Origin of the sequence: Schlesneria sphaerica, assembly GCF_044336245.1 — a bacterium.
GTDB classification, from domain to species: Bacteria; Planctomycetota; Planctomycetia; order Planctomycetales; family Planctomycetaceae; genus Schlesneria; species Schlesneria sphaerica.
In genome coordinates, this window is the sequence record NZ_CP172346.1 from 932,432 (window position 1) to 953,895 (window position 21,464).

Genomic DNA, 21,464 nt, shown 5'->3' on the forward strand with positions numbered 1-21,464 from the left:
GGGTGAGCAGACTTTCCGACGAGCCTGATTTCTCAAACGGGCAGCGGTATTGCCCGGAAGACGTGGAAGCTCCGTTGAGCTCCCAGTCACCATCCGCCGATAGACAGTGCCGACCGCCCGCTTGGGGGTCAGGCACTTCCGGCGTCGCGTCAAGGAGTATTCAACCCCGCTCCCTTTGAATCGAGTTCCACATCAGATTGGTCTGATGAACTCGATTGGTCCGCCGCATCCGTCTCTGTCCACCATTCGTCCCGCTCTGGAAATTCCAGCATGTTCCCCGAAACTTCAAAAAAGTTGTGGGCGAGCGATTCCCATGCATCCAACTGGGCCTCAGTGAGACATTTCTGCATAATGGAATCGGGAATTGGTGCAATTTCGTCAATCCATAAGAAGTTCCATCGCCACGCCCAACTTGGCTTCCAATGTGAAGTGAGCTCATTAATCAAGCATTCCCTCTGTGCCTGAGTCAGAATGAGCTCACCATCCAATCGGGAAACGATGTCAAGGATCGCCGCATGCTTCTGTTGTGACTGATGAAACTCCGACAGGAAGACATAGCGGCTAAACTTGTCTTCCGGTAAGGCGGCTTTCAGACTGCTGATCAGTCCTGCTCGCAATGCACTCGTTGAATCGGATGAGCCATTGTCCAGGCCATCCGTTGTCTGCAGCAATCCGGCATGGTGCCTGGAAGCAACCAGATACGCTTCCTTTAACCCTCGCTGAGCGGCGGCAAGGACATTTTTCCTTTCGGCGACTGTCAGGTCGGAAGCAACGATCCGCACGAAGTTCAATTCCGTGAATAGAAGCGGCTCATACTCGCCGAGAATCTCATCGACGAAAGGGTTTGCCTCGTCTCTGTCCAGAAATAATCCCAGAATTTCTGCGACGGGATCTACGCCAAACAAGCCACTGAAAAGTCCCTCGGCAAGGCCCTCCAGCAGGTCAGGAAGAAGTCCCTGGCTCTGTGCATCCCAGTCGGCTGCCGCTTCCACCTCGACGTGATTAAAGTCAAAATCAACCCCTATCCGCACTTCGGGGGCGACCTGTGCAAGCATTTCAACTTCGTCAAAGGACGCGTCAGCCGAAAAACCACCCCCAAGAGCGAGGGTCAGGCCGATCGTTCCCGAGGTGGCCGGAAAGAGAAAGCCCAAAACCGAGAGAAGCAACTCCACAGGTCCACTCCCTTCAGGACTTCTCAGCGCTGTGAAGCTACGCTGGGAGTGATGGTCACGGGGATCAATTCCCGGAGCAGTTCGCCTGTTTCTGCGTTGAAGATTCGCACCAGTCCATCCAGTCCACCCGTCGCCACCTGAAGTCCGTCGGGCCGGAACGCCACAGCAAACACGCCCGAGCTGTGCCCCTTCAGTTCGACTTCCGTTTTTTCCGAGTCAGTCCGGTAGATCCGGGCTGCTCCCACCGTGGCATTACTGCTTCCTGCCACGAACCGGGTCCCATTGGCGTTAAACTGCAAACTGCAGATTCGCCCTGGCATGGGCGAGTAACTACGTAACCGATTAAAATCATCGCCGATCTGGCGGGCTTGAGTGCGGAAGATCTTGTACAGCTTCGGCTCACCATCAGCCCCTCCAATCAGCACCTGCTCTTCGCGCGGGTGTCGCTGGACGGCCATCAAGCCCCCTTTCAATGCTCCGGGGGTGATGCTGGTAATGTTGTCGATGAATTGTGAGGTCTTCAGTTCCGTGAGCTTCATCGACATATCCCGGCTGACACTGATGACGTGGTCATTCTTGAGCGAGAACGTCGTCCCGAAGACGAGGTCCGAGTGCGCATCCATCGACATCACCTGCTTGCCGTCCTCCACTTGGAGAGCCCGCACGCGATTGTCGAAAGTTCCGTACGACAAGAGTTTCCCGTCATCGCTGAAACTGAGCCCGTAGACGGTATCAACGCCCAGGGTGTCCGAACGAATCAGCTTTCGAGTCGCCACATCCCATAACTGGATCTCACCGAACAACGACGGTGCGCCGCCTGCAACAGCCAATTTGGTCCCGTCGGGCGAAAATTGAATCGATGTAATTTTCGGAGAGCGGCCAACAAGCCGTGCCACAGGTGTCGCGCCATCGGCGCTATGCAAAAGGACTTCGTGGTAGCCCGAGACCGCCAGAAGTGAACTGTCCGGCGAGTACGCCAGCGCCGTGATCACAGGGGACGTCGTATAGATCGGCGGAGCTTCCGCGGAAACCTCGTCCCGCGCGACCGCCGGAGTATCATCCCGGGCTCCCTGCGCAATCCATTTCCGAATAATCTCGATCTGGGCAGCGGCGAGCGGCTCACTGTTCAGAGGCATCTCCGGCTTGTCACCCGAGATCTGGCGAATAATTTCACTCTCTTCGGGCTTCCCCGGAACAATCGACGGCCCGCTCTCGCCCCCTTTCACCAGCAGCTCATAAGAGACCAGCTGAAGGTTGCCCCCCTGCTTCGCTGGCTGGTGGCACCCGGAACACTGTCGCTGAAGAATGGGCCTCACCTGCCGGTAGAAACTGACGGGCTTGTGATCGGTCCCTGATTCTTCAGCAGAGACGAGACCAACGAACAGACTTGCGAAAACCAGAGTAAGAGATCTGACAAGTCTCATGGGATCTGTTCCGAGTTCAGACAAGGGATTGCAATCACCAGAAATTCACATTTCAGAATAGCGATCGTCGATGCGAAGAGTAAAGGGGCGTGAAAGCGAATCGGGCGAATGAACATGCCAGACAAAGGCGACGACAGAAGTCAGAATTTCGAGCAGAAACGAATCAGGCTCAATACTTCGGTAGCCTTCGGTGCCCAATTGTTAATCCCAGATCTCCCTACGAGTCGTTCGTGGTTGGAATCGAAAAGAGAAGTCGCATTCTCTCAGCCCGTGTCACAGTGTCGTACCTGGTAAAGACTGATCAGTGCGACAGGCCCTTAGACGCCACACAAAGTTTGTGCTGCGGGTCAGATCGATGCTGTCGCTTCACCGGCAAGAGGCGTCTGGCACGACATTCGGTCGTACGAGAGAGCCAGAAGCAGACAGACATAAGGGATGGTCAAAAACATCCCGACATAACACACGAGACTACCGGCCAAATTGCCGAGGCAACCAACGCAGAAGATCAGGAAGATCGAGCCGAGATTCCCCTCGGTCAGACTTTTGGCCCGTTTCAGACCTTCTAAACCGCGATAATTCTTGTCGATGATCAGGTAACTGAATGGCCACAACATGAAAAAGGCCAGCACGCCCGGCACGACCAGCAGGACCAATCCCACCATCACGATGAGAGAGAACACCAGGGAATTCAGCAGCACTCGAACGACATAACGCCCGCCGGTGAAGAGATCACTCAGTTCTGCATGTTCTTCACGAGCCACCTTCAAAGACAGGATCATGTAGCCGATTTGAAGGTAGAGATTGAAGAAAAGCAGCAGAAGGTAGCCAATCCCGAAGCAGGTCCAGCCGACCGCCGCACCAACCTCGTTGCCTGTGTCGGACAGAAATCCTGCAACGACAGCCAGCAGAAAGACGAAGCCTCCTGCGATCAAGCACAGAAAGACCATTACAAACAGGGCACCGCACATCAGCCCCATTTTCTGCATAAAGATCCGCCAGGCTTCCTCAATCACTTCCCCGGGTGGGAAAGGCCGGATTTCACGCTGACCGGCCGGGCGTCCCGCCACAATCACCGATCTGCTGGGGAAGACCTCACCGCAAGTCCGACATCGGATTGCGCTGTCGGAAACCTCGGCGCGACAGACGGGGCACTCTCTTACCTGACTTCCCGTTCCGCCAGGAACGGGAGGAGGACTCATTTCGCTCGTCGCTTCATGGGGAAGTTCAGCCCCCGTTGCGCCTGGAATGGTAATCACGCCGCCGCAACCCGGACACTTCGCCTGCAGTCCCGCTTTGTCCTCAGTCGTCTTGAGAAACTTTTCGCAGTGAGGACAGTGGAAATCGATGGTCACGGGAACCTGCTTCTAGCGCGACGCGATTTAAGAGCCCATACCTGAACACAAATTCCACGAAGGGGCGCCCTGACTCCACGGTACAGCGGCCCCGAGAAACTCAACGCTGAGATTGGTCGTCCCCCGATGAAGGGCGACTGCGTCCGCAGAGGATTGGAAATCGAAACGCGGAGTCAGTCGCCCATGCGCACGGGTCAATCAGGGAAGTTCCCGAATTCGAATTCCCTTGAACTCGACCGGTGACCCTTCGGATTCCAGGCAGAGATAGCCCGTTTTCGGTTCACAGTTCGTCCCGCCGGAGACTTCTTCGCCATTGACCCACAATCGGACTTCACCATTAATCGCCCGCACGTAGTAGTGGTTCCATTCCCCCACACCTTTACTCAGGTTCTTGCGAGGAAAGCTCCGCTTGCCATCCGGTGCGACCGGGGGAAACGGCTTCATGTCAGATTTGCCGACCGGAAAGACATCGCCATTGGTCGTGAACCAGTCAGGCTTTTTGCCAGTCTGCTTTTCATATTGTTCCGCATATCCATGATCGAGCACCTGAACTTCGATCCCCCCGGGTGGCAACGAATTCGGTTTCAGGTTTGTCAGGGCTTCTTCCGTGGCCCAGACGAAAATCCCCGAATTTCCGCCCGACTTCAGATGCCGCCACGTCGCGACCAGTTCAAAATTTGTGTACTTTTTCTTGGACCGCGTCACGCCGACAGGTGTTCCCTTGCAATGAACGCCATCTTCCTTCCAGGTCCAGGTATCTGGATCGGTATTCACATTCTCGAAATCGGCTTCGCCAAGTGGCCGCCAGTCCGGCCCCACACCGTCAATGACCGCCTTGGTGACGACGACCAAGTCTTTGTCTTCCTGAGCCAGGCAAGCCTGACCTGAGACGAAGGCAAGCCCCGAAAATGCTCCCAGCACCAGGAGAGATTTTCCAAATCCAATACGACTGCACACAACCGCCAGCATCAGCAGACTCCTCTTGAACGTTCAGGGGATGAAACCGTCATCTCCGCTCACTGCATAACATACACGGTCTTCCGCAGCGGAACGAGTCGGCACGAGTCCGCTTCCGATCTGTCCATTCGACTCACCCGCTCACCGTGCATCAGTCGGCGACAGATGCACGGTGAGCCGCGGCAGAGATTGACGAACCGGAGTCGCTTTGGCCTAGTTGAGTTCGCTGTTGAACGAGCGAAGCAGATGCATTCGAACATGCCGTTCGAGCCGCCCGTGGGCCCGGTGAAGCAGATCATGCGCGCTGACATTCTCGAAACAGCGAATCGCGCGCAGCAGGCAGGACTTTTCCGCTCGGAATCGCTTCAGTTCACCGAACAGGTTGGCCATGTTCAGCAGGTCGGTCCCCATCCGCTTCAGGTCTCGGTGAGACCTGTGAAGCTGATACGCCCAGAAGAGCGTCACCAACCCGCTGCGCGGCGAATCCATGATCCCTTGCAGCAATCCCTGCGTCGCAATCAGGTCCCCGTCACTGCAGTCCGCCGACTCATCGCTGTTGAGTTCAATCGCCGCCGCAACCAGGGGCTTGGCCGCTTCCAAACGCCCTACGGCGATCGCATCATTGGCCATGGCCAACAGTTCGTCCGCGTCAGATTCATTCCGCAAGAGTGTGGACCGCCACTGAAAACGGCGTGCAAGGTCAACTTCGCCGACTTCGCGGTAGATCGCGGCCAGATTGTGACACACGATTCCAATCGCCTTCAGATCTGTCCCATCCAGAACCGGGATCAGAGTGCTGATGGCGTGATTAAAATGCCCACGTCGATAAAGATAGGCCCCGTACGCGATACGACTGGCGGGCGTGTCATCGCACGAGATGGCCTGATGAAAAAGTGCGTTCGCCTGCTGCCAGTGGCAACCCCCGGCGCAATTCTCTGCGGCCTCTAGCAGTTGCTCCGCCCGCGATGGGCGATGGTCCGCGGGATCGACATTCATCATCAGACGGTCATTTCATCCGGGGATAAAATTCTTCGATGGGCCTCACACGATACACCCGAAGTCCTGCTTCGAGTGACCGCCCGCGCTTGGCGCGTCAGACGTCGCCTCATGCTACCCAACTCCGGCTCCGTGCGAAACGGTCCCGCGCTGCGAGTCCTGCTGCTGAAGTCGGATTGAGGCGAGCGATATGCGGTGGAAACGTGAGCGACCATGGCTTCGGGAAGGCCAACGGTCTGGAATCGACAAACTCGAAAAATCGCGTCCCCGCAGGAAGGTTCGTTTAGCGGTGCAGTGGTGCAGTTGCGGGCGTGGCCCGCCAGGGATTCCCCGCAACAGTTGCGCACGATTCGTCCACGATAATGCGTTCGGGCATTGGTCCGGCATAGACCCACAGCATCTCCATCGGTCCGTTGGATTCGTTGATAAAGTAGTGGACTCGTCCGCGTGGCTGCAGTGCCGTTTGACAGTCGCTCATCGAGTACCTTCGCCCTTCAACGACGCAGGTAGCGGTTCCAGAGATAATGCAGATCGACTCATCGAAATCGTGAATGTGCGCGGGGAGTCGCCCCCCGGGATGAAACAATCCATATCCACCGCTCATTTCGATTCCGGGAACCAGAGACGCGTTAAAGCAATCGATGAATTCGGCATTCGGACCGGGGACGACACGGGGGGCCGTGGCATAGCGATTGACTCGTTCTGCCCCCGGCATTCCGGTAGAAGTCTCGGGCATCGCGCGGCGTGAGAAGAACTTGTCAACAAGTGTCCGGCTGGGTGAATCTGTCCCCATCGCCACGTGCAACACTGCGGGTTCTGACGCGGACACATTGCGTGCCGTATGGGCGAGTCCGGCAGGAATGACCACGTTATCGAGCTTTTTGAGACTGTAAGACCGCCCTTCCACCTCGACGGTCATTACTCCCTGCAGCAGAGTAATCGACTCAGTGAAGATATGATCATGGTAAGGCAATACGGCACCGGGGGCGAATGTGACAATCCCTGTCGTGAGATTGCGGGCCTGGTTATGCCGCCCGACCAGACACTCGAAGTTCACCCCCTGGGCAATTTCAGCGCGAGGGCCATTTCCGACATCACACATGACTTCGTCCCGATCAGGCCGCATCGATTCGGGAGGGCGGGCCAGCGGTGGGGGGTTCAGCGGCTTTTCCGTCGGTGTCAGTGACGACTGCATCAGTCGGTCTCGTCCAACGGAGGCCAGCAACGAGCGGAGGGACCGGACGAGCAGTCCCGCGTCCATCCCCAGGCCAATCATGCGAAAGCCCTGCTGTTGCCGCGCTTTGATATCATCAGGACCAGTCGCCAGCACGCCACAATGACGGCCGGCGCGGCGGATCGTCTCGCGCGCCTGATGAATCTGATCAGCCACACCCGGACCTTCCCACAGGCCTCGATGCCCAGCCGTCGAGGAGAGATCGGCCGGCCCGAAGAACATCAATTCCACTCCGTCCACCTGACACATGACGGGGACTTGCCTGATCGCGCGCACGGTCTCCACAATCGGGACCACCAGCACGTTCTCGTTCGCGTCAGCCGTATGTTCAGCCAGACACTGTCCCCAGCAGGTGGCCCGTTCGCCCCCGATCCCGCGTGACCCTTCAAGGGGGTAGTTCGCGAAATTGACCGCCTGACGGAGTTGATCCGCCGTTTCAATCCACGGGATGACGACGCCATCAGCCCCAATGTCGAGGGCGCGCTTGATCAGGCCCGAGTTCAGTTCGGCGATTCGAACCAGAGCAACGGTCTCACTGCGGACCGTCGCTCGGATGTGTTCGACGATCTCTTTCCAATCCAGATGTCCATGCTCGGCGTCAATCACCACCCAATCGAGACCAAGGCCCACGGCAATTTCCGTGATGCTGGGGGATTCGAGGGTAACCCATAGCCCGAAGACGGACGAATCCTGAGCCAGTTTGTTTCGCAGCTTTTGCAGGGCAGCCGTTTTCATTTGTCACTCGCCGCAGCGGGAAAAATGCCGAGACCAGCAGCAATTGCCGATGCTGCCCCAGCCTCACTCAAGATCGATTTGCTGATCGTATCGACCACTTCCGAAGTCGCTCAACAGCACGAACGATCCATCTTGCTGAAAACGTGGCGATCTTCATAATCGAATGAAGCAATGATGACTCATTTTGAAGACGAATTGTCGCGATCAGACTCCGTTCCGCTCGTAACAACCAGACAAGGCTGACCACCCTCAGATTATCGTTTACCCGATTCGCTCGTTTACCCCCTTTCCCTTCACTGAGAATTGATCGTGTCCGGCAGTCATGGCGTCTATCTCAACGGCAGCCGATTCTGGGTGAAACACCGGCGCAAGGTCTATGGCCCGTTCGACTACGAATGGGCGGGTGATTTTTGTGGAGTCGAAATGCTCTACAACGGACAGAAGTTCGGTGAATACTGCAGTGCCGACGAAATCTTTGCAGATCTGACTCCGTTTCAGCTTCCGATGAGCGTGGTCCGTGTGACCAGTATTGTGATGGGATGCGTGCTTTTCAGCGTCTTCAACGGTCTGCCCGAGTCCGAGCGGATTGAATTACTGAAGAAACGGTTGATCGAAATGGGTTACGAGCAGTTCTTTCCGATGCTCGATCCCAGATAGTGGGTACGGTAAACTGCTGCGACCCTCGCACTTTGCAGCCAACGACGCGCGAGCACTGCCTGGCACATCTACGACAGTTCAGCAACCGGATCAGATCAACCGGATCAGGTTTTCGGCTCGATCAACACCAGTGACAATCGGCGACCATAGAAGCGCATGGGCTCTCCGACCGCAGACATTTGCCAATACTGACTGGCGTCGGCCGACATCCGGATTTCGCGTCGTGTCCATTCAAGGACCAGGAACCGGGATGCCGGCATCTGCCCTTCTTTCTCCATGGCGTTCGACATCCCGACGTCCCAGCCCTCGGATGACACCATTTCTGCATGCGGCCAGCGACAACGAAGCAGGTAGCTGAGCGCAACGGGAATCGGGTCGCGTGAGGCGACAAGTGAGATCCGCCGGACGTCTGGCAGCGTAATCAGACGTTCTTTCAAATGAGCCAACCGGGTTTCGTCATCAAGTCGTGAAGTTCGTAACCCCAACCCTGCCGACAAGCACGCCAGTAACGACCCGTAGACAGTCACTCGCATGAGATGGCGCCAGGTTCCCTCTGACCAGCCTGACTGGGTCTGTCTGCTGGATGCACCCACGATTGGACCGAACAGCAGAATTGTGGCGGTCACTCCACCTGCAATCACGCTGGTCAGCTCAGAAAGAGTCAGTCGCCAGACGATCAATCCCACTACGAGAACGATCAGCACCCCTTCCCCGCGGCGGGAAATCAGTCGCTCACTGACGGTTCCGAACCCTAACGAGGCGAGCAGGATCGTGGGGGTGACCAGTGCCACATTCCAGATGGATGTATTGCGGAACCAGACCATTCCCATAATTTCCGCGAGAATACGCCCTGCCAGCATGACCGCCCACCACAGCAGCAGAAGCTGAAAGCGGTGTCGTGCGGTGTCATTTTCGGAATGACGTCGCTCACGCAATGTGCGATGCAGGCCGATCAACATCCAGCCGAGCACCATCGCTGTCTGCACAATCCACTCACCACCTGACTGCTGTAAGAGGGGACAGACGGTCGACTGCCATTCCGAAGCCACCCCTGCGAGACACTCTTTGGGGACACACGCCCACCAGGGTTGCCAGAACGCCAGCCCATATTTCGAGAGCATCATGACCTCCCACCAGCCACCGACCAACAGGCCGAGGCAAATGAAGATCAGCAGCGATCGTTTTGATGTCCAGCAACCCGTCACACAATCGGCCGCCGGTTCGGTCGGTTGCCTCCGACAGGTACGGCGCGAAGTCCAGTTAAAAAGAATAAAGACCAGCGGCAGGCTCAGTGCGATCGGTCCAATCGCCAGCAGGGTAAATCCCCATGTGATACTGCTGAGCAGCAGACTCGGTGACAGCAGGGATGTTTTCCGTTCGAGATGACGCTGCAGACCGAATACGGATGCCAGGAATAGACAAGTCCCGATGGCGGTATTCGTCGGTACGACGGACGATTCCAGCACCTGAGGATGACTGCACATCAGCAGCGCCGAAATGAGAGCGGTATTCGCGCCCCCAATCCGCCACGCGCACCGCGTGACCAGCCAGATCGCCGCGCCTGTAGCCAGCAATGAGACGAGCGCCGGCGAAAGGGGATGAGCCGGTCCGAGGATTCGGACCACAAACCCGTTCAGCCAAGCTGCCAGCGGTGGCTGAAACAGCAACGGCTGCCCGGCGTCATTGAGTCCCGGTTGAAGCAGTTCTTCCAGCGAATTCGCATTGGCAACGGCAAGACTTCGCAATCCCCACATCGAGGCGATTTCGTTCAATCCGTTGTGCGAAAGCAGCAGGAATGCCGGCAGCGCACAGCACACCACGATCAAGGGTGTAAAGGCGGATGCCCGGTTCAAGCTGGAAAACAAACGCTGTCGCGGCGTTGCGATCAGATGCAGCAGTTCAGCGTCATCAATCAGCACAGGATTCGGCGTTAAAGGTGTCATCAGAATCGGCGTCTCTACCTCTCGAATGACCAACTCGGCGATGTCGCTGGACCATCCTGGCAGACTGGTCATCAGACAAGTTCCCTCTCGTGAGATGGGAAACCTCTCCCTTTCCATCTGCCCCAGCGAATTACCGGGTTGTTGCAGTCAGTTGTTCTCTCTTCCAGCGGATGATGTCATCCAGGATTTCTCCCAGCGACATCTCTGGTTTACGGCCCAGCATGTTTTCCAGACGGGACACATCAGGCACGCGTCGGCGAACATCTTCAAAATCGTCGCCATAGGCCTCTCGGTAAGGAAGATATTCGACTTTGATGGCCGGATTGACTCGCTGGATAATCTCTTCGGCAAGCTGACGAATCGTCACAGGGAAATCGCTACCGATGTTATAGACCGAGCCATGAGCGGCGGGGGTCTCCACCAGCCCGATCACAGCCTCAACAATCTCTCGAACGTGGCCAAAGCAGCGGATCTGCTGGCCATCGTCGTATACCACGATCGGGCCACCCTGGAGCGCCGCATCCACGAAGCGGGGAATGACCATTCCGTAGTGGCCCACCTGCCGAGGGCCAACGACGTTGAAGAATCGGCCGATGACGACCGGTAAACCGAACTGTCGATGAAACGCCAGTGCCAGAAACTCGTCGATGGCTTTCGAACAGCCGTATGCCCAACGGGGGCGCGAAGTTGGCCCGAACACAAGGTTGTCTTCCTCGGTCCAGCGTTCCTTCTCGTTCTTGCCATAGACTTCACTGGTCGAAGCGATGAAGACGCGCTGCTTTCGCTGAACAGCAAGCCTTAACAGTTCTTCCGTGGGATAGATGTTCGTCTGGATTGTGCGAACCGGATCGTCGGCGACCAGCTTCACCCCGACTGCGGCGGCCATGTGGTAGATCACGTCGACATTCGTCATGACTTCTGCGAGCAGAACTGAGTCGGTGATGGATCCCGTACGAATCGTCAGTCGAGGATGGTTCTCGATCGAGACCAGGTTTTCACGACGGCCCGTGGACAGGTCGTCGAGGATTGTCACTTCGTAACCCTTCTCCAGCAGACGCTCGGACAGGTGGCTGCCGATAAATCCTGCTCCACCCGTAACCAGACAACGTTGCATGTACCGCCCTCACAAAACGATTCGACCTGTTTGAACGCGCCCCTTCAGGGTGACGGAACCATACCCGAGACCCGCTCGACTCAACAACCCATTCTGAACCGAGTTCCTAGTTTGAGTCACCTTCAGTGCCTTAGCCACACCGCACGCCTGAGCGAACGGAACCGGAGTTGCGTCAGCGGACACCATCTTCACAGGTAATCTTCACGGGTGGCAATCCTCCAGTGAGTCCGCTTAATCGCTGGCCCTGAACTTTGGGCATTCAACTTTGGTCATCCAAATCCGAGCAGAATAGATCGCGTCGTCATTGACTGCGTCGAATTTCAGCAAGAATCCCGTCCCACAGCGCAATTCGCTGCGAAATCGCCTGCGTCGCGACTGCTGTCACTTCGTCTTTTTTCGAGGGCCGGTCGGCGGAGAGCCGGGTGACCAGTTTTTCGGCGAGCGGTCCATGATCGTCGCCGTCGAGTTCGATGTGGCGACGCAGGTAATGCTCAAGTCTCCCCACGCTCACCCCCTGCTGAGGCAGTGATTCCACTAATCGGGTAAACATGTCAGGAATGATATCTTCCCGACCGTAAAAGAATGCTGCGGCAACTTCGTGTGGCTGGCCGATCGTTGCCAGTTGGATTGTGGTCCGCACGAATTCGCGAGTGCTGGGAAGAATTTCCGCCTCGGCCAGCGCAGTGGCAAGGGGCACACGATTTTCCAGCTTCTTGACGAAGGCACGAATCGGACGCGAGTCGGCGCCGATTTCGTCCATGGCGCTCAGATACAGTTCAAAGTGACTGGCATATCCGCCAGTCCCATCCTCGTCACACTCTTCTCCCAGGACGATTTCGTTGATAAACCGTGCAAGCGACGCATCTGCTGAAGGAAGCCATGGAACCTCGCAGCAGGTCACAATCTGTTGCAGACGCTTCAGCAGTGACATGAAGTCCCAGACTGCGAAAACGTGCTCACACATGAAACATCGGAGATTCTCGACAGTTTGAACGGATTGATACAATTCGTGATGGAGTAGTTCGTTACGGCGCGTCTCGAGAATCGATTGAGCATCGGAAGGCATGTGTGCAGGTCTCTCGAAATTTTTAACGTGGCAAACACAGGAATGTGTTTTAGTAAAAGCGGATGGCGCCATGTTCAACGGATCTGGGTCAGTTTCACCCCGTTCCGAAGGCGTGTCAGGGAGTTAAAGACCCTCGTCCGGAAATGGAGACGATTCGGGAACCCAATCCGGAGAGTGGTCGATGGCAGTGAAGTCAAATCCAGAGCATTTGGCGATTTCCGGGTTCTCACGGGAACTTTCCTCAACAGGTCACGTCGAAGATCCAGGTGAACAACGTCGGGCCTTTGCATCCTCTCGCCACGACGACCATTCACATCGGCCTCAGAAATTCGTCTTGTTCAGGAGGGCTCCATGAAACGTTACTTGTTTCTTGCATTGGGCATCATAACAGGCCTCATGCACTCCGTCGCTGCTGCCCAAGGGGTCCTGATCATTACAAGTTCCCCTGTTCCGCTCCCCCGTCCACATCATCCTCCTCACCCACCATCAACCCCGGTTGTGAGTTCTGCGTCCTACAAAATCAAAGAGCTTGCAATTCATTCTCGCATCACGGACCAGGTCGCTCGAACCCAGGTATCACAGACGTTTGTGAATATGGGTAGCAACCCAATCGAAGTCAAGTTTCTCTTCCCTCTGCCCCATGACAGTGCAATTGATAAGCTGACGTTGCTTGTCGACGGGAAAGAAATGCCCGGAAAGCTGCTGCCCGCCAATGAAGCCAAATCTGTCTACGAATCGATTGTCCGATCGAACAAAGATCCGGCACTGCTCGAATGGATGGGCATGGGATTATTCCAGACGAGTGTCTTCCCCGTGCCGGCGGGTGCCGAGCGCAAAGTAGCAATCCACTATCATCAGCTACTGGAAAAGGATCGAGGCCTGACCGATTTTCTCTTTCCACTCAGCACCGCCAAATACACATCGCATGCTGTCGAAAAGGTCGATATCCAGGTTGCGATTGAATCGACTATTGATATCAAAAACATCTATTCCCCGACCCACGCGATCGAGATCAAGCGGCCTGGCGCCAGAAACGCAGTCATCAGTTATTCGCGGACGAATGACGTCCCCACGACAGACTTTCGACTGATGTATGACGTTGATAAAGGTGACGTAGGGGCCCGGGTGATCAGCTATCGTCCCTCCGCATCGGATGAGGGTTACTTCCTGATGCTGGCCAGCCCCCAGGTCAAGCCGATCGATGAGGCACGCCCTCCCAAGACTGTCTTGTTCGTTGTGGACCGCTCAGGAAGCATGAGCGGTAAAAAATTCGAACAGGCGCGTGCGGCGATCAAGTTTGTCCTCAACAATCTCCGTAGCGAAGATCTATTCAACATTATTGCCTACGACGGAAACATCGAATCATTCCGACCAGAACTCGAACGATACACTGACGAAACCCGACGAGCGGCGATTGGCTTTGTCGAAGGACTCTACCCCGGCGGTGGCACCAATATCGCCGGATCTCTCAAGACGGCACTGGAACAACTGAAGGATGATTCCCGACCCAGTTATATTCTCTTTCTTACGGACGGGCTCCCCACCGTCGGCACGACCAACGAAGGCCAGATTGCCGAGGCCGCCCGGCAAGCGAATCGCGTTCGTGCGCGAATCCTGACATTCGGGGTGGGTTATGACGTCAACTCACGTTTACTTGACCGCATCTCACGCGATGGCTTTGGTCTTTCGGAATACGTCAGACCCGATGAAGAAATTGAAACGCACGTCAGCACTGTCTACAGCAACATCAGCTCACCCGTTTTGACGGATGTAAAAGTCAGTTTCGAACTCGATACGCTGAAAGCAGAGGACGGCCCCCCCGTCAATCGTCTGTATCCCAAGACAAACTTCGATCTGTTCGAAGGACAGCAACTTGTGATCGCTGGTCGGTATAAGAAGCCAGGCGCGGCAAAAGTTGTGGTGAGCGGACGAGTCGGCAAACAGGAACAGCGTTTTGATTTTCCGGCCGATCTGATCGAAAAGAGCAATGATGAGTCGTACGCCTTCGTTGAGAAGATCTGGGCGATGCGGCGGATTGGCGAAATCATCGATCAACTGGACCTGGTAGGCAAAAACGATGAACTGGTCAAAGAGCTGGTGGAATTGTCGACCCGGCATGGAATTCTGACCCCGTACACCTCGTTCCTGGCGGATGAAACCGTGCGGCCTTCACTGGCAAGTGCCGATGCAGTGAACCGGACACGCAACAACCTCACCAAACTGAATGAGGCATCGGGAATGGGGGGCGTTTCACAGCGATTCGCGAAAGGGCTCTACCAGAAAGCCAGTAATGCCGAAGTCGCAACACACCCCTCAGGGGCGGGGGGCATTCCCGGACCGGTTGCCCGACCAAGCGCTCTTGGCGCGAGCGCCGGGGGAACCACGGGGTATTCTCTGAATTCCTACGTGGATATTGAATCCGATTCAATCGTCGCAACGGATTCCGTCCGTCAGATCGGTAACCGATCAGTCTACGCTCGCAAACGGCCCGGGCAACTGGACCAGATCCTGGTCACCCCCGAGACGGCCGAGGTGGACATGGAAAAGGACCGCGAAAAAATTGAAACGATCGAACGATTCAGCGAAGCCTACTTCAAACTGGTCGAGGCCAACACCCCGACAGAGAATCAAATCCTGAGTCAGCAGGCACAGGGTCAGCAATTACTGATTCAACTTCGGGGAAAGATCTATCTCGTAAAGTAGCAGTCGGGCTCATTTGACCGAGCCAATCGCTTGTTCCGCCAGGTCTCAACACAGTCCAGCAGGCGCCGCTGAACGGTCCCGGTGCTGCTGGGCTGTTACCTGCGGGAGTTCAGGGTTTCACGGTTCTCTGAAACCAGACACGCAACATCCGCCAGCGACCGCGCATGCGATGCAGAACAGACTTAGCGAGCGCTTTCACGTGGATGAGCAGAGTACGGACGGCCTGGTAGATGGCCAGGGAGTGCAGCGCTTCCTGCAAACGATGGTGGATCGCGACCAGTCCATCGTGCAGACGTCTGAACCAGGGAATCGTAAGCAGTTTCGCCTTACAGACGACGAACATCCGCGCTTCGATCGCCGTTCCGACAAGTTTCGCCGTGATGATGACGACGATGCTGGTAATCCAGTGACCGCTGGTCATCCAGTAGACTGCCACCAGTTTGAAGGGAATCAGAATGAGCAGCGGCACAAAGAAGACGACCATCGTCGCGTAGGGGGAAAGAGACTGAATCCAGGATTCGATCTTTCGCACCCACGCGAGGAGGGCAATCTGAGCTGTCAGCCATTTGAACCACTCCCATAACGACTCCTCGATCCACATCACCAGCGATGCAATCAGGATCAAAGGAGCCGTCAGGCAGCGTTTCCACAATGGCGGCCTGGGCGTCACAGGATCTCGGCTCGCAGTTTCTGCAGCAGCGTCGCTGCGGTTCCGATGTCCCGTCGCTGACGCTCACGGTCATGAGCGATTTCACGCTCAATCGTCAGCGGCCCGGTGTAGCCAATTTCCTTGAGGGTCCTGAGATATCGCTCCATACCGACATCTCCTTCACCCAGAGCGACTTCGGTTCCCCATTCTTTGCCACGCACCCCTTCGGCGGCCCACTTGGCATCTTTGCAGTGCACGCTGCGAACGAGGTGTCCTACCTTCTTCAATGCATCGATCGGATCCCCGTTGCCGTACAGAATCATGTTGGCGGGATCGAAGTTGATGAACAAATTGGAACGTTGGACGTCGTGGATGAACTCCAGCAGATGCTCGGCCGTTTCCTGCCCCGTTTCCAGGTGCAGTCGCTGACCGTTCTTCGCGACGTGATCCAGCAGGTCGCGGGTGACTTCAATCAGCCCCTTGTAGTTGGCACCGTTGCGGTCAGTGGGGACGAAACCGATGTGCATCCCGACCGCTTCGCAGCCAAGCAGCTTGGTGAAGTCAGAAATTTCTTTCATTTCTGCTGCGCGAGCGGCGCGAGTCGCTTCCGGAACAAGTCCGACTGTCGCGGTCGTCGTCGGAATGTCGGCGTAGCTTTCGCCCTCAAATCCGCCGAACACACAGGTGACAGTGATTCCGGATTCCTTGCACTGAGACAAAAACTTGTCTGCAGCCGCCTGATTCCGGGTCCCCGCGTGTGGGGAATGAACCTGCACGGTCGGAATTCCAAGTTCTTTTGCGACATCAAGATGAACGCCAAGTCCGGCGTCCACAGAGGTAAATACACCAATTGGCCAAGGAGCCATGATCAATCCCTTCACAGAGTGGTAAATCGGCGAGTTGTCGCCGATGATACGTTTCGGCTGCCCGGTCGGCCAGCGAGACGATCTGATTGTAAATTTGGGAAACTTTGTTCCTCTGACGAGAATCCACCCGTATGAAACGCCTCATTGCCCTGCTCATCATGATCTCTATCGCCGGTTGCGAACCCGAAGCCCCGCCTGCCGAGTTTCCGCCAATCCCGCAGGCCCCCGATACGATTCGAGTTGAGCCCGGCCCAACCGATCCCGATGCCCCCACGGAATTCACCACGACGGAAAGCGGACTCAAATACCGCATTCTGCGCAAGTCCGATGGACAAAAGCCGACCGCCAGTAATTCCGTACGCGTTCACTATCGAGGATCACTCGACGACGGAACGATCTTCGATTCGTCGTACGGACGGACGGGCAAGGCCATTGAATTTGCCGTGACTGGCGTGATCCCGGGCTGGACCGAGGGACTGCAGCTCATTGGTGAAGGGGGAATGATTGAACTCGAAATCCCGCCTGAGCTTGGGTATGGAAATGCCGGCTTCGGAACATCGATCCCACCCAATTCGACGCTGCACTTCATTGTCGAATTGCTGAACGTTAAAAAGTAGCGGTCGTTCATCCGAATGAAAGACCGAAACCTTCGTCCCTCTCCTTCGCGAGGTCTCAATGAACTTTCGAAACGTCCTGGCCGCGAGCCTGGTCCTGGCACTCGCTCTTTTCTCAGAAAGTCCGTCCATGCATGCCGCTCAGAAGAATCCGCTCGAACCCGGGGCCGCTGATAAAGATGCCCCGAAGGAATTCACCACCACCAAGAGCGGGCTGAAATATCGCGTGCTGCGGAAGTCCGATGGCCTCAAGCCGACTGCCCGGGACACCGTAAAGGTCCATTACAAGGGGTGGCTGGATGGCGGCAAAGTATTTGATCAGTCCTACGGTGCCGACGGCGATTCCATCGAATTTCCGCTGAGTGGCGTGATCAAGGGCTGGACTGAAGGGATGCAGCACGTTGGCGAGGGGGGGATGATCGAACTCGAAATCCCCTACGAACTTGGTTACGGCGAACGGGGTGCCCCTCCGACGATTCCCGGCAAATCAACGCTGCACTTCATCGTCGAATTGCTCGAAGTCACACCGGCGCCAAAACCAATCGAGCCAGGGGCTGTAGACAAAGACGCACCAGAAAAATTCACGACCACACCAAACGGACTGAAATATCGAATCCGCCGTAAGTCGTCGGGAACCATGCCGACCGCTGAAGACACGGTCAAAGTTCACTATCGGGGCTGGTTCGATGATGGACAGACCTTCGACAGCTCATACGAAAGAGGAACTCCGATTGAATTCCCCTTGAACGGCGTCATCAAAGGCTGGACAGAGGGAATGCAACTCGTTGGCAAAGGGGGAATGATCGAACTCGAAATCCCCTACAACCTTGCCTATGGAGAACGTGGTCGACCGGGAATTCCTCCCAAATCAACCCTGCATTTCCTGGTCGAACTACTTGAGGTGAAGTAGTTCCCGTCAGTTTTCAGTGTTCAGTGAGACGCTCCGACGGTCTGAGAGTCAGCTCGACCCGAAGCGAATCATTGAACACTGAAAACTTCTCATCTCCAGACTCGCACAAGGCACAACAGTCGCTGAAGTCGATCAGTAGGTCGGCAAGCCGTTCACTGGCACCAGCGCGGCACTGTTATAAATTGCTGCCCCCTGAACCGCTCCTGGAATCACCGTGGCGGTCTGAGTAGGAACAAAGGCGGCCTGCGTGTAACCCGGGGCAAACGCAGCCTGACTGAAGTCACTCTGGTAAAGGCTGCCAGTCTGGGGAAGGTAGCCGCCAGATGGTGAGCAACCATTGTTGCACGGAGCACACCGGTTCATGCCATACCCGGCCCCGTAGCCATACCCGCCAAGGCAGCAACATCCGACCGATGAGACGGTCAACATCAAACCTGCTATGACATGCGCGATCTTGCTGAACATAAAGTGTTCCTTTGAACCAATTTTCGAGAAGACGGGATTTGGAGAGGTGAGATGTGACCGTTGGACATTGCTGGGTACGGTGGGAGAGCCGTTCAGCTCGGATGTCGTCCGTCGGTGCGTGGCGTGATATACGCGAAGAGTGAAATTCTGGGAAAGATCATTTTTCGAAAAAATGATCGATTTCCAAAGAATTGACTCAAGAATTTCGCTTCGGCAATTTCTGCCGAATCCCATAAAAAATAGTGTTTCGCATCTACTTCGCGCGTTTGGGACGTCACGAGCCCACTGCCGCCGCAGCTGCCAGAACCCTTCGATCCAAACATTCGTACCGCAATGACAGCCCGCACCGCATTCAAGCTGGATTGCACGGAGTTCACGTCAACCGCAATTCTTCTGCGGTCGTGAAAGTTCGCTGAGCCCCGGTGGCGATAACGCGTCCCAACGATGTGGATGGCGCGTTCGCCAACGACACGAGAGGTTGCTTCAGGCAAATGGTGCTTGGGGGCAAACTCATCCACCACCCGATCAGGCTGTCACCGACTCTGCCGGGGCGAGCCAATCAGACTGCTCAGAAACCCGCGTTCGGAACAACGGCAGGGTTTCCCTGTGCAGGAGCATTCTTGTCAGCACCTGCCTTCGGGGGAACAGAAGTAAAGTTAAACGATTCCAGCATGAGCGGAATGCGTTCGTTGACCTTCTGAGCGTTCTCGATCCCTTCGGGCAGAACGACAACCAGCACGCCAATCACGCTTCCCAGCTTCTTTGAATACACCTCAAAAGTGTAGTTCGTCCCGTCAATCTCTTTCCCCTTGAAACTGCAAACATCAAAAGCCGCCTGAGCCTGATACGAGGGGGAGACTTTTGGATGCAACTGAGGGGCTTCGTCCGTGACGGGAATCTGGAGTCGATCACTGAGATACGTTTTGAGCGCATTCACGAATTCACCCGCATCGGTCGCGTGTTCACCCGCCAGTTCCCAGTAGTTGCTCAGCGCGTAGATGTACCCCTTATGATTCTCGGTGACGCCATTCCCTTTTCCCACCTGAAAAGTCGACTCCCACGCCCCGAACAGTTCGGGAAAAGTCAGATTCAGATAGTCGGGCTGACGAGGATCGATCGTCGGCTGTTCGATCGTCCCATCCTCTTTTTGAATCGGTGCGGCGGGAGGAATCAGGGTGAACTGAAGGGGAACCCGCAGTTCAATCAAATTTCCCGCCACGGTCCACTTGGGGGCCAGAGATTGCTCGATCTTATCCAGGTAAGCGTAATATTTTCTGGACTCATTGAGCCGCGCTTCGTACTCGGAATATCCGCACCCGCAACACAGTGCGAGCAGAGCAAACAGCGGCATCGTCGAACGAGCCCAACTCATATTGGCGGATTCCAGAAATTCGGTGTGCGAAGCGTACATAAGAGTCCTCAAACACCGCCATGCAATTAATCGAAGTGGATCGGTCCTTCTCCCGATAACGGCGTTTGCAAATTGTGGTCGAACGAAATCGGTCCGTCAATCATGCGATTTTCGGTCACACCTGACCGGCAGAGGCAGCGACGTTGCTGTTACTCGCCGAACAACGGCCAGGGCCTCACGCGTTCTTTTAACGGCGACTCCTCGTCCAGCTTCGAAAGAATTGAATTGGATCAAGGACAGAGGAAACGGCGTTGCTTGATCAGGCTAGTTCAGTCGTTCTGCAAGTCGATCAAACATACTGAGCCAGCTCGGGTGCGCCCCTGTTCGTTTGGCAAGAGCTTCATCAACAGTTTGTCGCAGGGTCAGTCGCGTCCCTGTCGGGATTTCTTCCAGGAAGACGGTGACGATCGTTTCACGAGGCCACTGCGGGTCCATCCCGACATCCTGCGGTTCGACCGGCTGCATGGCAGCATTCGAGACAGCCATCGTGAACTCGATTAACTCGGGCTGCTGAATCTTGCGATATTCCCCCCGGCACCAGCACTCCTTCCCGTCAGGAGTCAGAATGCAGGAGTGATACTCCCCGCCCTCACGGAAATCGAACTTGCGATAACGGATCTGACATCCGCTCGGTGCGAACCAGTGACAAAGCTGCGATTCCGATGTCCACGCCTCAAAGACCAGCTCGCGCGGCGCAGAGAACTCACGCCCGATCAACACCTGGGGCACGGCTAAATCATTTTTTTTCTGCACGGTCAGTCCCTTTCTGTTTCCTGCTCGCGTTCGCGTTTAACTGTTTCAGGTGCTCGTCGAGACGATCGAGCCCTCCGTCCCAGAATTCCCGGTACTGCTCAACCCACTGCAGCACTTCCTTAAGAGGCTCAGCCGAAAGACGACACGGACGCCATTGAGCATCGCGACCACGTTTGATGAGTCCCGTTCGCTCCAGCACTTTCAAATGCTTGGTGATCGCGGGGGGACTCATGTCGAAGGGTTGCGACAGCTCCCCGACGGACGCCTCTCCTTCTCGCAGTCGAGACAAGATCGCTCGCCGGGTCGGGTCAGCCAAAGCCGCAAAAACGGCGCTTAATGAATCCTGAGACATGATGAACTACACCACTCGGTTATTTAACCCACAGGTAAAATACAATTGAGCGAGTGATCGAACAAGTGCCCGCTCAAAGAAATCTTCCTTG

19 protein-coding genes are annotated in these 21,464 nt (G+C 55.9%); 4 read left to right on the forward strand and 15 right to left on the reverse strand.

All coding sequences use genetic code 11. The annotated features are described in order from the left end of the window. Positions 1-149: 149 nt before the first annotated feature. The 6 genes from ACGY09_RS03595 to ACGY09_RS03620 all read right to left on the reverse strand — a co-directional run bounded on the left by ACGY09_RS03595 (position 150) and on the right by ACGY09_RS03620 (position 7,870). On the reverse strand, positions 150-1,172 hold the full coding sequence (locus ACGY09_RS03595; RefSeq protein ID WP_397570496.1) for a hypothetical protein: 1,023 nt from the start codon (positions 1,170-1,172) through the stop codon (positions 150-152). Positions 1,173-1,195: 23 nt separating this feature from the next. Next, complete coding sequence (locus ACGY09_RS03600; RefSeq protein WP_397570497.1) at positions 1,196-2,596, reverse strand: c-type cytochrome domain-containing protein; 1,401 nt, start codon at positions 2,594-2,596, stop codon at positions 1,196-1,198. 347 nt (positions 2,597-2,943) lie between these two features. Beyond that, entirely contained in the window at positions 2,944-3,948 is a 1,005-nt protein-coding gene (locus ACGY09_RS03605) for a hypothetical protein (RefSeq protein WP_397570498.1), read from the reverse strand. Between the two features lie 198 nt (positions 3,949-4,146). After that, the gene (locus ACGY09_RS03610) at positions 4,147-4,917 is read right to left on the reverse strand and encodes a DUF1080 domain-containing protein (protein ID WP_397570499.1); all 771 of its coding nucleotides are present in this window, start codon (positions 4,915-4,917) and stop codon (positions 4,147-4,149) included. A 201-nt stretch (positions 4,918-5,118) separates the two neighbouring features. Beyond that, positions 5,119-5,904, reverse strand: coding sequence for a hypothetical protein (locus ACGY09_RS03615; RefSeq protein WP_397570500.1), 786 nt, complete (start codon positions 5,902-5,904; stop codon positions 5,119-5,121). A gap of 280 nt (positions 5,905-6,184) precedes the next feature. Then, on the reverse strand, positions 6,185-7,870 hold the full coding sequence (locus ACGY09_RS03620) for an aldolase/citrate lyase family protein (protein ID WP_397570501.1): 1,686 nt from the start codon (positions 7,868-7,870) through the stop codon (positions 6,185-6,187). A 309-nt stretch (positions 7,871-8,179) separates the two neighbouring features. Here ACGY09_RS03620 and ACGY09_RS03625 point away from each other — a divergent pair, with 309 nt between their 5' ends. Next, on the forward strand, positions 8,180-8,527 hold the full coding sequence (locus tag ACGY09_RS03625) for a hypothetical protein (protein WP_373651553.1): 348 nt from the start codon (positions 8,180-8,182) through the stop codon (positions 8,525-8,527). A gap of 104 nt (positions 8,528-8,631) precedes the next feature. Here the strand turns inward: ACGY09_RS03625 and ACGY09_RS03630 are convergent, their stop codons facing one another. The 3 genes from ACGY09_RS03630 to ACGY09_RS03640 all read right to left on the reverse strand — a co-directional run bounded on the left by ACGY09_RS03630 (position 8,632) and on the right by ACGY09_RS03640 (position 12,650). Continuing rightward, positions 8,632-10,542: an ArnT family glycosyltransferase gene (locus ACGY09_RS03630; RefSeq protein ID WP_397570502.1), complete on the reverse strand. Its 1,911-nt coding sequence runs from the start codon at positions 10,540-10,542 to the stop codon at positions 8,632-8,634. 58 nt (positions 10,543-10,600) lie between these two features. After that, entirely contained in the window at positions 10,601-11,584 is a 984-nt protein-coding gene (locus tag ACGY09_RS03635) for an NAD-dependent epimerase/dehydratase family protein (RefSeq protein WP_373651551.1), read from the reverse strand. A gap of 301 nt (positions 11,585-11,885) precedes the next feature. Next, on the reverse strand, positions 11,886-12,650 hold the full coding sequence (locus tag ACGY09_RS03640) for a DUF3050 domain-containing protein (protein ID WP_397570503.1): 765 nt from the start codon (positions 12,648-12,650) through the stop codon (positions 11,886-11,888). A gap of 351 nt (positions 12,651-13,001) precedes the next feature. On the opposite strand from ACGY09_RS03640, the gene ACGY09_RS03645 reads away from it, so the two are divergent. Then, positions 13,002-15,353 carry a VIT domain-containing protein gene (locus ACGY09_RS03645; protein ID WP_397570504.1) on the forward strand — a complete coding sequence of 784 codons (2,352 nt, stop codon included), beginning with the start codon at positions 13,002-13,004 and terminating at the stop codon, positions 15,351-15,353. Between the two features lie 109 nt (positions 15,354-15,462). Here ACGY09_RS03645 and ACGY09_RS03650 read toward each other — a convergent pair whose 3' ends face one another. Next, positions 15,463-16,023 carry a hypothetical protein gene (locus ACGY09_RS03650; RefSeq protein ID WP_397570505.1) on the reverse strand — a complete coding sequence of 187 codons (561 nt, stop codon included), beginning with the start codon at positions 16,021-16,023 and terminating at the stop codon, positions 15,463-15,465. Next, entirely contained in the window at positions 16,020-16,868 is an 849-nt protein-coding gene (locus ACGY09_RS03655; RefSeq protein ID WP_397570506.1) for a sugar phosphate isomerase/epimerase family protein, read from the reverse strand. Before ACGY09_RS03655 ends, ACGY09_RS03650 begins: the two co-directional genes overlap by 4 nt. Positions 16,869-16,999: 131 nt before the next feature. On the opposite strand from ACGY09_RS03655, the gene ACGY09_RS03660 reads away from it, so the two are divergent. After that, positions 17,000-17,485: an FKBP-type peptidyl-prolyl cis-trans isomerase gene (locus ACGY09_RS03660; RefSeq protein ID WP_373651546.1), complete on the forward strand. Its 486-nt coding sequence runs from the start codon at positions 17,000-17,002 to the stop codon at positions 17,483-17,485. Between the two features lie 58 nt (positions 17,486-17,543). Further along, entirely contained in the window at positions 17,544-18,392 is an 849-nt protein-coding gene (locus tag ACGY09_RS03665; protein WP_397570507.1) for an FKBP-type peptidyl-prolyl cis-trans isomerase, read from the forward strand. A 132-nt stretch (positions 18,393-18,524) separates the two neighbouring features. Here the strand turns inward: ACGY09_RS03665 and ACGY09_RS03670 are convergent, their stop codons facing one another. The 4 genes from ACGY09_RS03670 to ACGY09_RS03685 form a co-directional block, all read right to left on the reverse strand. After that, on the reverse strand, positions 18,525-18,857 hold the full coding sequence (locus tag ACGY09_RS03670; protein WP_373651544.1) for a hypothetical protein: 333 nt from the start codon (positions 18,855-18,857) through the stop codon (positions 18,525-18,527). Positions 18,858-19,425: 568 nt separating this feature from the next. After that, positions 19,426-20,268 carry a hypothetical protein gene (locus tag ACGY09_RS03675; RefSeq protein WP_373651542.1) on the reverse strand — a complete coding sequence of 281 codons (843 nt, stop codon included), beginning with the start codon at positions 20,266-20,268 and terminating at the stop codon, positions 19,426-19,428. A 264-nt stretch (positions 20,269-20,532) separates the two neighbouring features. Further along, positions 20,533-21,021: an SRPBCC domain-containing protein gene (locus ACGY09_RS03680; protein WP_397570508.1), complete on the reverse strand. Its 489-nt coding sequence runs from the start codon at positions 21,019-21,021 to the stop codon at positions 20,533-20,535. Further along, positions 21,005-21,373, reverse strand: coding sequence for an ArsR/SmtB family transcription factor (locus ACGY09_RS03685; RefSeq protein WP_373651540.1), 369 nt, complete (start codon positions 21,371-21,373; stop codon positions 21,005-21,007). The genes ACGY09_RS03680 and ACGY09_RS03685 overlap by 17 nt, the downstream gene beginning before the upstream one ends. Positions 21,374-21,464: the final 91 nt, after the last annotated feature.

Excerpts from the sequence above, each read along its gene's own strand:
- ACGY09_RS03600 (WP_397570497.1), bottom strand. The coding sequence starts at position 2,596 with ATGAGACTTGTCAGATCTCTTACTCTGGTTTTCGCAAGTCTGTTCGTT.
- ACGY09_RS03610 (WP_397570499.1), bottom strand. The coding sequence starts at position 4,917 with ATGCTGGCGGTTGTGTGCAGTCGTATTGGATTTGGAAAATCTCTCCTG.
- ACGY09_RS03615 (WP_397570500.1), bottom strand. The coding sequence starts at position 5,904 with ATGATGAATGTCGATCCCGCGGACCATCGCCCATCGCGGGCGGAGCAA.
- ACGY09_RS03620 (WP_397570501.1), bottom strand. The coding sequence starts at position 7,870 with ATGAAAACGGCTGCCCTGCAAAAGCTGCGAAACAAACTGGCTCAGGAT.
- ACGY09_RS03630 (WP_397570502.1), bottom strand. The coding sequence starts at position 10,542 with ATGACCAGTCTGCCAGGATGGTCCAGCGACATCGCCGAGTTGGTCATT.
- ACGY09_RS03635 (WP_373651551.1), bottom strand. The coding sequence starts at position 11,584 with ATGCAACGTTGTCTGGTTACGGGTGGAGCAGGATTTATCGGCAGCCAC.
- ACGY09_RS03640 (WP_397570503.1), bottom strand. The coding sequence starts at position 12,650 with ATGCCTTCCGATGCTCAATCGATTCTCGAGACGCGCCGTAACGAACTA.
- ACGY09_RS03645 (WP_397570504.1), top strand. The coding sequence starts at position 13,002 with ATGAAACGTTACTTGTTTCTTGCATTGGGCATCATAACAGGCCTCATG.
- ACGY09_RS03655 (WP_397570506.1), bottom strand. The coding sequence starts at position 16,868 with ATGGCTCCTTGGCCAATTGGTGTATTTACCTCTGTGGACGCCGGACTT.
- ACGY09_RS03660 (WP_373651546.1), top strand. The coding sequence starts at position 17,000 with ATGAAACGCCTCATTGCCCTGCTCATCATGATCTCTATCGCCGGTTGC.
- ACGY09_RS03665 (WP_397570507.1), top strand. The coding sequence starts at position 17,544 with ATGAACTTTCGAAACGTCCTGGCCGCGAGCCTGGTCCTGGCACTCGCT.
- ACGY09_RS03670 (WP_373651544.1), bottom strand. The coding sequence starts at position 18,857 with ATGTTCAGCAAGATCGCGCATGTCATAGCAGGTTTGATGTTGACCGTC.
- ACGY09_RS03675 (WP_373651542.1), bottom strand. The coding sequence starts at position 20,268 with ATGTACGCTTCGCACACCGAATTTCTGGAATCCGCCAATATGAGTTGG.
- ACGY09_RS03685 (WP_373651540.1), bottom strand. The coding sequence starts at position 21,373 with ATGTCTCAGGATTCATTAAGCGCCGTTTTTGCGGCTTTGGCTGACCCG.